Origin of the sequence: Neobacillus sp. D3-1R, assembly GCF_052180215.1 — a bacterium.
In the GTDB taxonomy this organism is placed as follows: Bacteria; Bacillota; Bacilli; order Bacillales; family Cytobacillaceae; genus Pseudoneobacillus.
This window is the reverse complement of sequence record NZ_CP197471.1, coordinates 783,070-796,731: the sequence shown is the minus strand read 5'-3', so window position 1 is coordinate 796,731 and position 13,662 is coordinate 783,070. Positions and strand designations below refer to the sequence as shown.

The 13,662-nt window shown below is 36.1% G+C and carries 14 protein-coding genes and 4 tRNA genes; 6 read left to right on the top strand and 12 right to left on the bottom strand.

The annotated features are described in order from the left end of the window. Positions 1-19 precede the first annotated feature (19 nt). The gene (locus ACSBPO_RS03840) at positions 20-949 is read left to right on the top strand and encodes a YitT family protein (RefSeq protein ID WP_442598757.1); all 930 of its coding nucleotides are present in this window, start codon (positions 20-22) and stop codon (positions 947-949) included. A gap of 65 nt (positions 950-1,014) precedes the next feature. On the opposite strand, the gene ACSBPO_RS03835 is transcribed toward ACSBPO_RS03840, so the two are convergent. The 9 genes from ACSBPO_RS03835 to ACSBPO_RS03795 form a co-directional block, all read right to left on the bottom strand. Further along, positions 1,015-1,088: transfer RNA gene (locus tag ACSBPO_RS03835), tRNA-Gly, on the bottom strand. A gap of 23 nt (positions 1,089-1,111) precedes the next feature. Next, a tRNA-Trp gene (locus ACSBPO_RS03830) sits at positions 1,112-1,185 on the bottom strand. Positions 1,186-1,329: 144 nt separating this feature from the next. Next, a tRNA-Val gene (locus tag ACSBPO_RS03825) sits at positions 1,330-1,405 on the bottom strand. A gap of 65 nt (positions 1,406-1,470) precedes the next feature. Then, positions 1,471-1,545: transfer RNA gene (locus ACSBPO_RS03820), tRNA-Glu, on the bottom strand. A gap of 533 nt (positions 1,546-2,078) precedes the next feature. Further along, a complete protein-coding gene (locus ACSBPO_RS03815) occupies positions 2,079-2,753 on the bottom strand; it encodes an AlkZ-related protein (RefSeq protein ID WP_442598756.1) in 675 nt (224 codons plus the stop codon). 16 nt (positions 2,754-2,769) lie between these two features. Continuing rightward, complete coding sequence (locus ACSBPO_RS03810) at positions 2,770-3,093, bottom strand: Mpo1-like protein (RefSeq protein WP_442598755.1); 324 nt, start codon at positions 3,091-3,093, stop codon at positions 2,770-2,772. A 123-nt stretch (positions 3,094-3,216) separates the two neighbouring features. Beyond that, positions 3,217-3,699 (bottom strand): sigma-70 family RNA polymerase sigma factor, encoded by a 483-nt coding sequence (locus ACSBPO_RS03805; protein WP_442598754.1) that lies wholly within the window; start codon positions 3,697-3,699, stop codon positions 3,217-3,219. A 259-nt stretch (positions 3,700-3,958) separates the two neighbouring features. Then, positions 3,959-4,936, bottom strand: a complete 978-nt coding sequence (locus tag ACSBPO_RS03800; protein ID WP_442598753.1) for a ring-cleaving dioxygenase — start codon at positions 4,934-4,936, stop codon at positions 3,959-3,961. Between the two features lie 241 nt (positions 4,937-5,177). After that, entirely contained in the window at positions 5,178-5,759 is a 582-nt protein-coding gene (locus ACSBPO_RS03795) for a GNAT family N-acetyltransferase (RefSeq protein ID WP_442598752.1), read from the bottom strand. A 248-nt stretch (positions 5,760-6,007) separates the two neighbouring features. Here ACSBPO_RS03795 and ACSBPO_RS03790 point away from each other — a divergent pair, with 248 nt between their 5' ends. Both ACSBPO_RS03790 and ACSBPO_RS03785 read left to right on the top strand, forming a co-directional pair. Then, the gene (locus ACSBPO_RS03790; RefSeq protein WP_442598751.1) at positions 6,008-6,151 is read left to right on the top strand and encodes a hypothetical protein; all 144 of its coding nucleotides are present in this window, start codon (positions 6,008-6,010) and stop codon (positions 6,149-6,151) included. A 155-nt stretch (positions 6,152-6,306) separates the two neighbouring features. Next, positions 6,307-6,831, top strand: coding sequence for a CBO0543 family protein (locus ACSBPO_RS03785; protein WP_442598750.1), 525 nt, complete (start codon positions 6,307-6,309; stop codon positions 6,829-6,831). A gap of 44 nt (positions 6,832-6,875) precedes the next feature. On the opposite strand, the gene ACSBPO_RS03780 is transcribed toward ACSBPO_RS03785, so the two are convergent. Beyond that, positions 6,876-8,051, bottom strand: coding sequence for a M20 family metallopeptidase (locus ACSBPO_RS03780; RefSeq protein WP_442598749.1), 1,176 nt, complete (start codon positions 8,049-8,051; stop codon positions 6,876-6,878). 301 nt (positions 8,052-8,352) lie between these two features. Between ACSBPO_RS03780 and ACSBPO_RS03775 the strand changes: the two genes are divergently transcribed. Continuing rightward, positions 8,353-9,960 carry a ribonuclease J gene (locus ACSBPO_RS03775; RefSeq protein WP_442600306.1) on the top strand — a complete coding sequence of 536 codons (1,608 nt, stop codon included), beginning with the start codon at positions 8,353-8,355 and terminating at the stop codon, positions 9,958-9,960. A gap of 71 nt (positions 9,961-10,031) precedes the next feature. On the opposite strand, the gene ACSBPO_RS03770 is transcribed toward ACSBPO_RS03775, so the two are convergent. Continuing rightward, on the bottom strand, positions 10,032-10,418 hold the full coding sequence (locus ACSBPO_RS03770; RefSeq protein WP_442598748.1) for a RidA family protein: 387 nt from the start codon (positions 10,416-10,418) through the stop codon (positions 10,032-10,034). 231 nt (positions 10,419-10,649) lie between these two features. On the opposite strand from ACSBPO_RS03770, the gene ACSBPO_RS03765 reads away from it, so the two are divergent. Both ACSBPO_RS03765 and ACSBPO_RS03760 read left to right on the top strand, forming a co-directional pair. Beyond that, positions 10,650-11,825, top strand: coding sequence for an LL-diaminopimelate aminotransferase (locus ACSBPO_RS03765; protein ID WP_442598747.1), 1,176 nt, complete (start codon positions 10,650-10,652; stop codon positions 11,823-11,825). A gap of 190 nt (positions 11,826-12,015) precedes the next feature. Continuing rightward, positions 12,016-12,840: an STAS domain-containing protein gene (locus ACSBPO_RS03760; RefSeq protein ID WP_442598746.1), complete on the top strand. Its 825-nt coding sequence runs from the start codon at positions 12,016-12,018 to the stop codon at positions 12,838-12,840. Positions 12,841-12,882: 42 nt separating this feature from the next. Here the strand turns inward: ACSBPO_RS03760 and ACSBPO_RS03755 are convergent, their stop codons facing one another. Then, positions 12,883-13,308: a VOC family protein gene (locus tag ACSBPO_RS03755; RefSeq protein WP_442598745.1), complete on the bottom strand. Its 426-nt coding sequence runs from the start codon at positions 13,306-13,308 to the stop codon at positions 12,883-12,885. Positions 13,309-13,662 lie beyond the last annotated feature (354 nt).

Genomic DNA, 13,662 nt, shown 5'->3' with positions numbered 1-13,662 from the left:
AAGCGGGATGCCTATACATATGAAAAGGATTGGAAAATTTTATCCCTTACTTATCTTTATCTTCCTTTATGTAAATGTTTTTATTTTATTTAGTCTTTTGTATCTTCTACTAGATTTCTTAGGCTTAGGGTCTTTAAAAGAGGAAGTTTCAACAAGTAAGCAGCATGTATTATTTCCGGAAAAAGTAATAAGAGCTTTTCATTTTAGTGCGACCACCTTTATATCCCATGGCTATAGTGAAATTAAACCAGTTGGATGGTCTAAAGCCATTGCCTTTATGGAAGAAACGATCGGATTTTTGGTACCTGCATTTATCATGGTTAAGTTTTTCTCGTTAGAAAATGAAAAGCTGGTCCGCAGTAGAATGTCTCCATCTCAATTTATTATAAGAGCCTTTTTTATTCTAATAGGGGCCCTATTTGTATCATTGGGATTGGAATTTTTCTTAGTCCCTAATAAAATTATTGATGGTGGAATTGTAGGAGTATCGATCATCATGTCCTATTTAACAGGCTTTAAATTAGAGTTTTTCCTATTAATTCTAAATCTACCCTTCCTCTACTTAGGTTACAGACAATTTGGCAAAAAGTTTTTGGTCATGACTTTGTTAGGTATTACCCTTTTATCCTTAGTGACGTTTTTTCTATACAATGTTCCAGTTCCAACTGATAATCCTTTTTTAGCATCGATTATGGGAGGTGCACTTTTAGGTATCGGTGTTGGGATGGTCATCCGGTCTGGGGGGTCTCTCGACGGTACAGAAATAATAGGGATCTTCGTTAATAAGAGGACCTCATTTTCAATAGGAAAAGTCGTCATGTTTATCAATGTCTTCATTTTCTGTTGTGCCGGATTTGTTTTTGGCTGGGACAAAGCTATGTTTTCCTTAATCGCTTACTATATCGCTTCCTATATGATCGATTTTACAGTAGGGGCATTTCAAAAATAAAAGCAAAAAAAAAACGCAATACTTCAATTTTTAAAATTGAAACACTGCGTTGGTCACAATATGTATGGAGCGGGTGATGGGAATCGAACCCACGACATCAGCTTGGAAGGCTGAGGTTTTACCATTAAACTACACCCGCATTATAGATCTGCCAAATGAAGATGGCAGGGGCAGTAGGAATCGAACCCACACTGAAGGTTTTGGAGACCTTAGTTCTACCTTTAAACTATGCCCCTAGGTTATTATTGCTTTCTCTTTTAAGGAAGTGCTTTTCGCTGTCACGATGTTAAGGAACTTTCTTTTCGCTATCGCGATTATGGAAAGTTCTTTTCGTTGTCACGATGTTAAGGAACTTTCTTTTCGCTGTCGCGAAAAAAAGTTGGTGGAGGATGACGGGATCGAACCGCCGACCCTCTGCTTGTAAGGCAGATGCTCTCCCAGCTGAGCTAATCCTCCATATTTGTTGTCGTTTCGCTGTCGCGATGTTAAGGAACTTTCTTTTTGCTGTTGCGAAAAAAAGTTGGTGACCCATACGGGATTCGAACCCGTGTTACCGCCGTGAAAGGGCGGTGTCTTAACCGCTTGACCAATGGGCCGTATTTAACAATATTACTACCTTGTGAAGACATTTATTATATTAATATATTTCTAGTATACTTTTCAAGAGGAAATTTAAAATTTTTTTAGTTTGATATTTTTCAAAGTTATAAAAGGAGTGCCATCTGTGTGTAAGTAGTTAAAATAAATTCTTTTATATTCGCCTAATTCTCAATGAAGCCCACTACATATGTTGATTAAATTATTATGGGACTGAGAATCCGTTATTTTGCAAATATCCCTCTTTTTCATAGCTCTTACGGACACCAGTTCCGTTATTTGCCCGAAATCACTAAAAATAACTTCAAATTAACTAAATAACGGAACGTGAGTCCTTTAACTTACAAAAATCATATGTTTTTACTGAAATAACGGAACGTAAGTCCGCTACATGTTCCAATCCGAACGAACTAAGAAATGATCCTGCTATTTCTATTGCTTCCTCACTTATTTGAACTAGTTAACCTAAGTTACGCCTACCTACTTTTATCTGCGTTATTTCAAAAAAACACTGTTCTAAAAGTGAACAGTGTTATTTCAATATTTTTTCGATTTTTCTCAAAGTCTCAGGGGGACAGCTTGCTTCAAAAAGATGAAGAAGCGCTTCGACAGCCTCTTTTTGATTTAATGGACAATCAGAGACTTGGTGTTTATTCGCCCAATGATCATAAGTTTCATAAGCCGTAGTACTCCAACCATTCTTTTCACCAAATTCATCTTGCTTTTCTTTGACGCCTGAAATGACGATATCCAGACTCCCCTGCAATTCAACTAATGCATTGTCAAAGGCCCTTTTATTCTCCTTATCTTTCATTCCTGCCTTTGCTCTTAAAACCCTAGTGTCAATTCCCTGTTCCTGACTGATGATGGTATACAAATCAAATGCTTCCTTTGAAACATAGCCATTATGATAACGTCCTTCTACACTCTCTGAATATCCTAAAGCAGATTTAAATAATGGAAGTTGCTCTTTTGAGAGAAAAATAGCCTTCTTCTTGATGAACTTTCCATAAGCAGCAATTCCATCGGCAGCAAATCTAGTACGACATATCCAAGGATCATTCTCGGTCCCTGAATGCCATTGATTTTTTTCAGTGATACTGTCCAATGATGGATAATCGGGTAATAACGGTGCAAGCGGCAACATTCCAACTTCTTTAATTACTTGGACTGCTTCTTCATATGTAGATACTTGATCATTTCTCATCTTAAACCCTCATTTATTAAATTTGATGACGCTTTAATTCTTGATTCAGTTTTCCCGTCAAGATATATCCATACATTTGAAAGTCTGCACGAAGTGACCAAAAGGGATGGCCAAAGGTGGCTGGCTTGTTCCCTTCAATAAAAAAGTGACTATACCAGGCTAGTCCGTAGGCAATAATCGGGGCCAATAGTAAATACCATACATTAAAAAAGATAGCTAGAATAACAAATAAAAAGACAAAAGATGTCCCAACAAAATGCCAGGCTCTTGTTGATTTTTTTCTATGCTGCGACAAATAAAATGGCCAAAACTCTTGGAAATTAGAAAAGTTTTTATTCATATGGATTTCCCTCCTTTTTTATTAATTCTATGAATATAGGGATAATCCTTCTCTCAAAGAAACAGTTAATATGAGGAACATTTCAAGGGCTAGGCTCTTCCAACTTAGCCTAGCCCTTCATTATCAATTTTCTTTACATTCCTCCAACCTTTTTCTAGCTCCAGCCCTCCAGTTTTTTACGGCTGATATCGAAACCCTCTCCTTTTCAGCAATCTCCTTCACCGTTAACTGATCCACGCAGGTGTAATAAAGCCATTTTCTCTGATGTGGCGTTAAGGTGTGACAGTGTGATTCTAATAGTAGCTCTTCCATTGGATTTTCCTGTTCCGAGTTCGGAATCATTTCCCAAAATTCTTCTTCGGGGTATATATTACGTTCCTCCAGTTTTTTCGTTTTATTTAAATCGGTTAAGATCCTTCCCTTAATAAAGGTATAGGCATAATTAGTAAAGTTCCCCTTATTAGCATCAAAGGCTTTGCTTGCATCCCATAAGGCAATGAGACCAATTTGATAAAACTCATCCTTGTTTTTATAAAGTGACAGAGATCGAATAATTTTATAAATCATTGGTTGGTATTGTACGGCTAATTCTTCAAAGCTTTCCAAGGTAATGTCCTTTCAGAAAGCGCGCTCTTCCATGTATTCCCGGGTACTTCTACCATAACGGGAATGAAAATTTCGTTCGAATCGATAAAATACAAATTTGAAGCAGTTTTTTTGCTAAAAATGCAAAAAAGGGCTCCAAATTTCAAATTTGAAGCCCTTTTTCGCATTTTTGGACAAATTCTAACCATTTTTCATTAATTTAATTGGAATCCATAAAAAACGCTTGGAATACAACATCCAAGCGTTCATGTTAAAACTATTATTCTTTTGTAAAATCAATCGTACTTCTTACCGTATCAATTGGACGAACTAGTTTTTCTATTTGTTCACGCTTCGATTCCAAAAATGGTGGCAGTGATAATTTTTCACCAAGAGTTTCATATGGCTCATCACCCATAAATCCAGGTCCGTCTGTGGCAAATTCAAATAAGATTTGAGGTGCCACTCTCGCATATAAAGACCCAAAGAAGAATCGGTCAACAAAACCTGAAGTTTGGAAACCAAAACCTCTTAATCGTTGATCCCATTCGTCAATAATGGAGCGGTCCTCAACACGGAAGGCTGCATGATGGACTGTACCAAAGCCTTGGCGCGCCTGTGGAAGAATGGTATTATACTCTACTACGATTGAAGCACCGTTTCCTCCTTCTCCAACCTCAAATAAATGGAAAGAACCTTCACTTCCTGTTTCTTTAAAAAGTAAAACCTTTTCCAGCATTTCTTTAAAATAATCAAAATTAGCCACTCGAACGAAGATTGGTCCGAGACCTGTTATCGCGTATTCTAACGGAATGGGTCCCTTTTGCCATGGAGTTCCTGTTGTGACTCCCTCATCTGTTTCATCAGAAATCAACTGATATTGTTGATCATCAAAATCGACAAAGGAGAGTGTTTTTTTACCAAATTCCACTTTTACTCCCGTGTGTTTTACTCCTAATCGGTCAAAGCGCTTAACCCAATAATCGATGGCGGCATCACTCGGTACACGAAAAGAGGTTTTTGAAATCTCATTTGTACCATGAACACCTTTAGGAATGCCAGGAAAATCGAAAAAGGTCATATCTGTACCTGGGCTACCCGTATCATCAGCAAAAAATAAATGATACGTTTGAATATCATCTTGGTTTACAGTCTTCTTTACTAATCGCATTCCTAATATATAAGTAAAAAATTTATAATTTTCTTCCGCACTGCTAGTAATAGCCGTTACATGGTGTATTCCTTTTAAATGGTTCATGATGATAAATCCTCCTTAACATCTTGGATGATATATTTTTCCTATTAAAATGAGGCACTAATCATTAATATTAAAAATTAAATTATCTTTAATTAATATATTTTTATTTCGAGATAAATTTAACACGAGAATTTATTCCCTGTCAAGCGCTGGTTTCTTTCATTGGAGTTATGGTAAGGATTTTAGTAGCAGACAGAAACACCAATTAACCCCATCATTAGATGGGGCGTTCCTTTTTACATTAACTTTCAATATTATCTAAGATGTTATCCGTTTCCTGATCTTCCTTTAAGGTCAATACCTCTTCAACAGGCTGATAGGATTCACCATAAAAGTGCTGATCTTTATAGGTATGGAACATATCATATGTCTTTTTCATTGCTTCAAAAATCATCTCTTCAGACTCATTGTTTGGTGCCCAATAAAGGATTTCCATCGAACTTATTTCTTTTGTAGCCAATGATCTTCTTTTGTAACCAATGGACTCTGCATGCTGAAAACCTTCACGCTTATAAAAACGTAATCTCTTTTCTGTATCGCTATCTTCATAGTTAACAGGCTCTACTTCGAGGATGATTGGCTTTTCTTTTTGTTTTAATTTTACCAATAGTTTGTGTCCTAGCCCTTGACCACGGGCATCTTTTGAAACAAAGAGGTAATCAACAAATACAAAGTTGTCTAATTCTACATACATTAACACATGGTTTGGCCCTTCATCTTTATGATAAATATCCCCGCGTTCCTTCAATAAGGTTTCCATATGCTCTTTTGATTTCATTTCTTCGATAGGAAAATATTGATTTAGCTTCTCATACCAATGCATATTATATCTCCTTTTATTCAAATCGAACCTTTGATACAAGAAGTATGTGTCGGGAGTTTCGTTATTATTCTACTTACAAAAACAGATGGTGAAGAATGTGAGAAGGATTATGACAACTTTATGAAAACACTTATCTCTGGTCACATTTTTTATATTTCTATGTTATAATTTATTTGTGAAATAATTCACAAATAAATATTACGCAAGCAAAAAACATTTTCAGTCCAAAATTATAGGAGGGAACGCTTGTGTTTAACTTTATCTATTATGAAATAAAAAACTGGTGGTTAGGTGAGCCTATTGACCGTGCTGAGGAATTTGAATTGATGGAATCCAAGCACACAAGAGTACATCATGACGAAGATATTTATGAAATCATTCGAGTACATTAATTTTCTAAAAATAGTTAAGAGAAGCTTTAACTCACAGCTTCTCTTTTTTTATATTAAATAATTATTAACTATCACAATAAATCTAAATAATAAATAACTTTCCATCCTTTTGGGAAAAAATAAAGTTAACTTGAGTTTTTAAAGAGGGTAACTTTATGCATATTCTTTTGAATGGTATATTCCTGCTTGCTGCAGCCAAGTGGGGAGATTGGAGACATTGGCAAAAATATTATCCTACCTTCTTATTTTTTATTGGAGGGGATTTATTTTATAACGCTGTTTTACATAAACATAGACTTTGGATTTACCAAGAAACCATCTTTGCTGAAAATCTTTTATTTGGCCATTTGGTGATTAATTTAATGATTATGGCTATCGCTTATGCATCCACAATATTAATCTTTCTTGGCCATTATCCCCAATCCAAAGTAAAACAAGTTTTATGGTTATTATTATGGATTTTTATTTATTGCCTCATTGAATTTATAAACACGAAATTTTTGAATCTACTGACATATAAGCACGGATGGAATATGCCTTTATCCATTTTATTTAACTTTGTTATGTTTCCGGTTTTAAGAATTCACATGAACAGACCATTGATAGCTTGGGGCATTTCTATCCTATTTTTTATATTCCTATACAATTATCTTGGTATCCCAAGAGATGTATTTAAATAAGGAGTTGTTCTTTTGAACAACTCCTTCATTATTTTATTAAAAGACTATTTTGCCTTTTGCTTGTTGAATTCCTCTTTAATTTGGTTTAACAGTTCTTTATTGGTTAAAACCTCATAACCTGTTAATGCCATAGCCTTTGCACCTACCATCATTGCTTCTCTAGCTTGTTCACTCATAGCTGCTTCACGGAATTCATGTGTATGGCAAGCATATGCTTCATTACATATTTTAATATACGGATGAATCGCAGGAACCACTTGGCTAACATTTCCCATGTCCAAAGATCCAGAACCGTCTCGATCTGTAAAAATCTCTGATTCCTCTACTCCAAGTGCAACTAGCTCTTTCGTAAAAGCCTCAGATAGATAGTCATTCGTGATCATATCATCGTATGAAAACTCATAGTTGGATATTTTTAAGGTAGCACCTGTTTGTAAAGCTGCTCCTTCTGCACACTTTTTCACTTTTTCAACAAGTTCATTTAAATAATCACGTCTTGCGGCCCGAACATAGAATTGTGCAACCGCATAATCAGGTACGACATTCGCTGCTTTTCCACCCTCCGGAATAATTCCGTGAATACGTACATCAGATGTGACATGTTGTCTTAAAGCATTTATGCTGTTGAAGGTTTGCAGAACAGCATCTAATGCATTGATACCTAAATGTGGACTTGCTGCTGCATGAGAAGACTTTCCAAAAAACTCAAACTGAATGGCATCCATTGCTAGAGAAGAACCACTTTTCATATAACGGTCTAATGGATGAACCATTAAGGCAATATCCAGACTTTCAAAGATACCAGCTTCCGCCATCGTTACCTTTCCACCTTTTGTTTCCTCTGCAGGTGTACCAAAAACGATGACTTTACCGCCAGTCTCTTTCATTACCTTACTTAGACCAATACCTGCAGCAATCCCCATTGTTCCAATTAAATTATGGCCGCATGCATGACCAACCTCTGGAAGCGCATCATATTCTGCCATATAACCAATAACTGGCCCTTCTTTTCCGCTGTCAAACGTTGCAGTGAATGCCGTCGGTAAACCACAAGTTCCTATTTCAACAGCAAAATCATGCTTTCGTAAAACTTCCGTTAGAGCGGCACATGCCTTAAATTCCTCATGACCAAGCTCAGGATTCTCTCCGATATAGATACTCAGGTTATAAAAATCCTCTCGGCAACGTTCAATTTCTTCAATAATGAATTGTTTCAACATTTTCCCCACCTTTTTGTTAATGTATAAAAATGCATATCCCTTTTTCTCTTTCGGGACACGAATATTTTTAAAAGCATGATTATAGCATATAAAATAAGTTGTTTTTAGACAAGTAGAAAAATTTATCAACTTGTATAAAAACGACATTATTGCTGAAATTGGTCAAAGTTTATTTATAGATAACTAAAAATGGGAATACTACCACCATCTAGCTGAATGTAGGAGGATATGAGCATTGAGTAAAAGTGAAAATCTATTATCCATTTTTGCCTTAGGTGGTATTAATGAAATCGGAAAAAACATGTATGTGGTTCAATATGATAATGACATTGTGATTATTGATTGTGGCGGTAAGTTTCCTGATGAAAGTTTATTGGGTATTGATTTAATTATCCCTGATATGACCTATTTAGAAGAAAATCAAGAAAAAATCAGAGCCTTAATCGTGACTCATGGACATGAAGATCATATTGGCGGTGTACCTTACTTTTTAAAAAAGTTAAATGTCCCTATTTATGCAACCAATTTTACACTGGGCTTAATCGAACTAAAATTAGACGAGCACCGTTTAAAAGGTGATACTACGCTTATTTCGATTCACTCGGACTCAAAATTAGAATTAGGAAAGATTGGTGTATCCTTTTTCAAAGTTAGCCACAGTATTCCTGACTGCTTAGGGATTGTCTTCCATACACCTGCAGGAAATGTGGTACATACCGGTGATTTTAAATTCGATTTAACACCTGCTAACCACCAATATTCAGATATCCATAAAATGGCGGAAATAGGTAAACAAGGTGTTCTAGTTTTAATTTCAGAAAGTACGAATGCAGAACGAAAAGGCTTAACCCCATCCGAGCTAATGGTAGGCGAGCATATGGATGAAGCCTTTATGAAAGCGGAAGGTAAAGTGATTGTTTCCACCTTTGCTTCCAATGTAAATCGGGTACAACAAGTGGTACATTCCGCTTTAAAAACCAATCGGAAGCTCGCCTTACTTGGTCGCAGTATGGTCAATGTGGTACAAGTGGCCATGGAACGCGGTTATTTAACGGTTCCAGAAGGGATGCTTATTGAAGCTCATGAAATTGAAAATTTTGCACCTGAAAGGGTTGCCATTCTTTGTACTGGAAGCCAAGGGGAACCAATGGCTGCCCTCGCACGATTATCAACTGGAAACTACCGAGATGCCGTCATCTATCCAGGGGACACCGTGATTCTCGCTGCTTCACCCATCCCTGGGAATGAGAAAGGTGTTTCTCAAATCATCGACAATCTTTTTCAGCTCGGCGCTAAAGTGATTTATGGATCAGGCAGTACCACAGGAATGCATGTTTCAGGACACGGCTATCAGGAAGATTTAAAGCTCATGCTGACCTTCATGCAGCCTACCTATTTTATTCCAATTCACGGTGAATATCGAATGCTCTATCACCACAGTCAATTAGCAGAATCTGTAGGTGTTGAAAAAGGAAACACCTTTATTATTAAAAATGGTGAAGTCGTGGATATCGAAAATTCAGTTGCTCGCCAAACTCGCAGTGTTCCTGCAGGGGATACGTATGTAGATGGATTAAGTGTTGGTGACGTTGGAGCCATCGTGTTACGAGACAGAAAACAATTATCGGAAGATGGGATGCTCGTCATCGTTCTTACATTAAGCAAAAGGGATCGAAAAATCATCTCCGGTCCGGACACGATTACCCGTGGATTTGTTTTTGTTAAGGATTCCGAAGATCTCTTAAGAGAAATCAACAGTATGGTAAGAAAAACCGTTAACGACCTGCAGGAGGACAATGTTCGTCAGTGGAATATTATCAAGCAAGCCATTAAAAAGACGGTTGGACAATACCTCTTTGCCCAAACGAAGAGAAAACCAATGATTTTACCGATTATTATTGAAATTTGATGTTCATCCTCTTAAGAAAGCAGTGTGATTTCTTCCAAGAAATCACACTGCTTTTTGTATGTAAAAATACATTATTTAGCTGCCCACACCTCAATCTCAACCTTAATTTCTGGTCTTGCTAATGCAGCTACGTAAGCTAATGTTGTTGCCGGAGGGGATTCAATGTAAAACTCACTCCATTTTTCGATGTAGAATTCTCTGCTCATTTTTTCAGTAAACCAAAAGTTAACCTTAAAAATACTACTAGCATCTAAGCCTTCACTTTTTAAAATCAATTTTATATTTTCTAAAGCATTCGCAAATTGGGCTTCGATCTCGCTTGGCAAATGACCATCTTTATCATTTCCTATTTGACCTGATAAGACAACTAGGTCCGCATTTTTAGGAATGACAACAACATGACTATACTGAGCAATCGGAGGGGCAACCTGATCAGGGTTAGATTTTTTGAATTCCATATTTTTTCTCCTTTAAATTGATAAGACTATTTTAATCTATTTACTGGTTCGCGAAAACAATTATAGAAATCATTTATAAATACTGATTCCTCCCACCCAAAAATAATGAAAAAAGGCACTAGAATGACATCCCATAGACTGTTATAATCGAAATTATATTAAAATAGTTAAAACAATTCCAAACATTCTGTTAGTAAGACAGATAATTATAACAAGTAAAGGGGAATGTCTATGAAACTCTACGGTTCGGAAAAGGTCCAGAAAATGACCTCTAGTATTTTTCAAGAGGTAGCTAACCGAAAACAGGAAGCTATGGCAAAAGGAAAAGATGTAATTGACCTAAGCGTAGGGAGTCCAGATTTCTCTCCCCCGTCTTTTGTCATGGAATCCATTGCGGAATATGCAAAAGATCCTAGCAAATATGGATATACTTTAAAAGGACTAGATGAATTTAATGAGGCAGTATGTTATTTTTATCAAAAACGTTATTCTGTTGAACTTGATGCTAGAAATGAAGTTCTACAGTTAATGGGCTCACAGGATGGGCTTGCTCATCTTGCAACTGCGATCATTAATCCTGGTGATTATGTTTTAGTCCCTGATCCAGGTTATCCAATCTATGAAGCTAGTGTAACAATAGCTGGTGGACATATTTATCCAATGCCATTATTAGCTGAAAATCAGTTTCTACCACTGCTTGATGAAATTCCTTTAGATATTTTGCAAAAAACGAAAATGATGATTCTTAGTTACCCAGGGAATCCAGTTACAGCTCTTGCTGATGCAAACTTTTTTGAAAAGGTTGTACAGTTTGCAAAGCTTCATGACATTCTGATTGTTCATGATTTCGCATACTCAGAATTAATATTTGATGGTAACCCTCAAGTTAGTTTTCTTTCTGTTCCAGGTGCGAAGGAAGTGGGAATTGAATTTAACTCCCTATCCAAAACATTTAATATGGCTGGGTGTCGAATTGCTTATGTTGCGGGGAATTCTCAGGCCATCCAAATCCTTGCCAACTTTAAATCTCATATTGATTATGGTATTTTTTATCCGATTCAAAAAGCTGCGGTAAAAGCTTTGACTTCAGATTATTCATTCTTAGCAGAACAAGTGCAACACTATGAAATGCGAAGAGATGCTTTGGTTTCAGGACTTCAAAAAAGTGGTTGGGAAGTAGCTAACTCCCCTGCAACCATGTTCGTTTGGGCAAAAATCCCCACTGGTTGGAAATCTCGTGACTTTGCTTTTGATTTGATTGATCAAGCAGGTGTTGCAGTCATTCCCGGTGATGCCTTCGGAAAACAAGGAGAAGGTTATGTACGAATCGCCATGGTTCAGCCTCCAGAACGGTTGTCTGAGGCAGCTAGACGAATCCAGCAATTTTTAGGCGTTTATACAAAATAAATCATTATCCTAGCTTCATTTTGAGAAGCTAGGATTTTTTTAGTAATGAATAGTCAAGGTCTGTAACTATACTAAATAGAAACTGTATAAGGGTAAATATTTGAAAATTTTACTAATATTTTGGTTTATTATAATAAATAAAGGGTATTAGATTTAAAAATATAGAAGCAGTATAGGGGGGAGTATGATAATGGAGAACATTCATGAAGAATTAGCGAAGATAAAAGAATTTATCATATCAAATAAACAGGATTTTGAGGACACCTTATTAAAAGAAGCCGTAAACGTAAAAGAAAAAATTGAAGAAATTTTAACGGTTGGCAATATTGATCTTGTTAATAATGCACATAAGCTTGTGATTTTTGTTATCGATGGCAAAGAAAAAGACCTTCAAGCCTTTGCCAAGAAAGAAGCCATTGCGTGGGCAACTCAATCTCTAACATTGTCATTTAAATTAGAATGGGTTCAAGCGATTAGAAGAACGTTCTGGAATTTCATTCACTTATACAACGATAAAATAAAAAAAACATCGATTGAAGATTTTTTTATTATTGAACAGCAAGTTAATAATGGTATTGATCAATTTTTAAATGTGTTTTTTATTAATTATTCTACATATAAAGATTCATTAATCACGGCACAACGACAATTAGTTGAAAGTCTTTCAGTCCCAATTATTCCTATTACACCATCCATTTGTATTTTACCTTTAATCGGTTCCATTGATTCTTTCCGCACCAGCATTTTGGAAGAAAAGGTATTAAGTGAAATTGGACGATTACGCATCCAAACCTTAATTATTGATCTATCCGGAATTGCAGATATAGAAAATGACACTCTTGATCATTTAATAAAAATTATTAAGGGAACTAAAATGATGGGATGTAATACAGTATTAACGGGGATAAGAGCGGAAGTCGTTAGAAAAATGGTTCAAATCGGCGTTAACTTTGATAAAAACACTAAAACATTAGGAACTTTACAACAAGCTCTAAAACAATATTTCATTGGTTAATCGAGATCCCTTGTACAGATGACTGCACAAGGGATCTATTTTTTACTGGTTAACTTCTGTTGATACTTGCCAAGTAATACCGAACTTATCTGTTACCTGTCCATATGCTGGACTCCAAAATGTTTCTTGTAGCGGCATTTGAACCTTTCCACCGTCTTCTAACTTTCCAAAAACCTCTTTTGCTTTTTCAACATTGTTAATCATGATCGCTATGGTAACTTGGTCACCAAGATTATAAGGTTGTCCTGGGAAAGTGTCGGATAGCATTAGTGTAGTGTTGCCAATCTTTAAATTAGCGTGTAACACACGATTTTTTGCTTCTTCAGGCGTTGGATGGTTTGGATCCTCTGGCATATCACCAAATGTTTGAAGTCCCAATACCTCTGCATCTAAAGCACTTTCATAAAATTTAACAGCTTCCTGTCCATTTCCATTCGTCACTAAATATGGAGAAATCCCTAAAATCATCCCAGTCACCTCATCTTATTTTTCAAAACAGAACTAATGTTCGTAAAAATATTACCATAGTTTTCCAAACTAAGCAATAGCCTAACATAGTCTTAACAGGAAATATTTATTTTAAACTCTTCCCTTTGCTTTAAATTACATTCTCTCCCAGTTGACGATTTGCCTAATGTTATATAAAATACATGTATAGTTAATGAGTTAAAAACTTTAATACTCCAAAGGGGAGTAGCTTACAGTTACGTCGTCAATACGTGATGGTCACATCACCGGCTTAACTGGCAACATGATGTTGTTTGCGAGACCTTTACCAGATGGTGAAGGGATAATTTTAAACTTTAAACCTTTACCGATTAT

Coding starts and splice junctions, on each gene's coding strand:
- ACSBPO_RS03840 (WP_442598757.1), top strand. CDS start 20: ATGAAAAGGATTGGAAAATTTTATCCCTTACTTATCTTTATCTTCCTT.
- ACSBPO_RS03815 (WP_442598756.1), bottom strand. CDS start 2,753: ATGAGAAATGATCAAGTATCTACATATGAAGAAGCAGTCCAAGTAATT.
- ACSBPO_RS03810 (WP_442598755.1), bottom strand. CDS start 3,093: ATGAATAAAAACTTTTCTAATTTCCAAGAGTTTTGGCCATTTTATTTG.
- ACSBPO_RS03800 (WP_442598753.1), bottom strand. CDS start 4,936: ATGAACCATTTAAAAGGAATACACCATGTAACGGCTATTACTAGCAGT.
- ACSBPO_RS03795 (WP_442598752.1), bottom strand. CDS start 5,759: ATGCATTGGTATGAGAAGCTAAATCAATATTTTCCTATCGAAGAAATG.
- ACSBPO_RS03785 (WP_442598750.1), top strand. CDS start 6,307: ATGCATATTCTTTTGAATGGTATATTCCTGCTTGCTGCAGCCAAGTGG.
- ACSBPO_RS03780 (WP_442598749.1), bottom strand. CDS start 8,051: ATGTTGAAACAATTCATTATTGAAGAAATTGAACGTTGCCGAGAGGAT.
- ACSBPO_RS03775 (WP_442600306.1), top strand. CDS start 8,353: ATGTATGTGGTTCAATATGATAATGACATTGTGATTATTGATTGTGGC.
- ACSBPO_RS03770 (WP_442598748.1), bottom strand. CDS start 10,418: ATGGAATTCAAAAAATCTAACCCTGATCAGGTTGCCCCTCCGATTGCT.
- ACSBPO_RS03765 (WP_442598747.1), top strand. CDS start 10,650: ATGAAACTCTACGGTTCGGAAAAGGTCCAGAAAATGACCTCTAGTATT.
- ACSBPO_RS03760 (WP_442598746.1), top strand. CDS start 12,016: ATGGAGAACATTCATGAAGAATTAGCGAAGATAAAAGAATTTATCATA.
- ACSBPO_RS03755 (WP_442598745.1), bottom strand. CDS start 13,308: ATGATTTTAGGGATTTCTCCATATTTAGTGACGAATGGAAATGGACAG.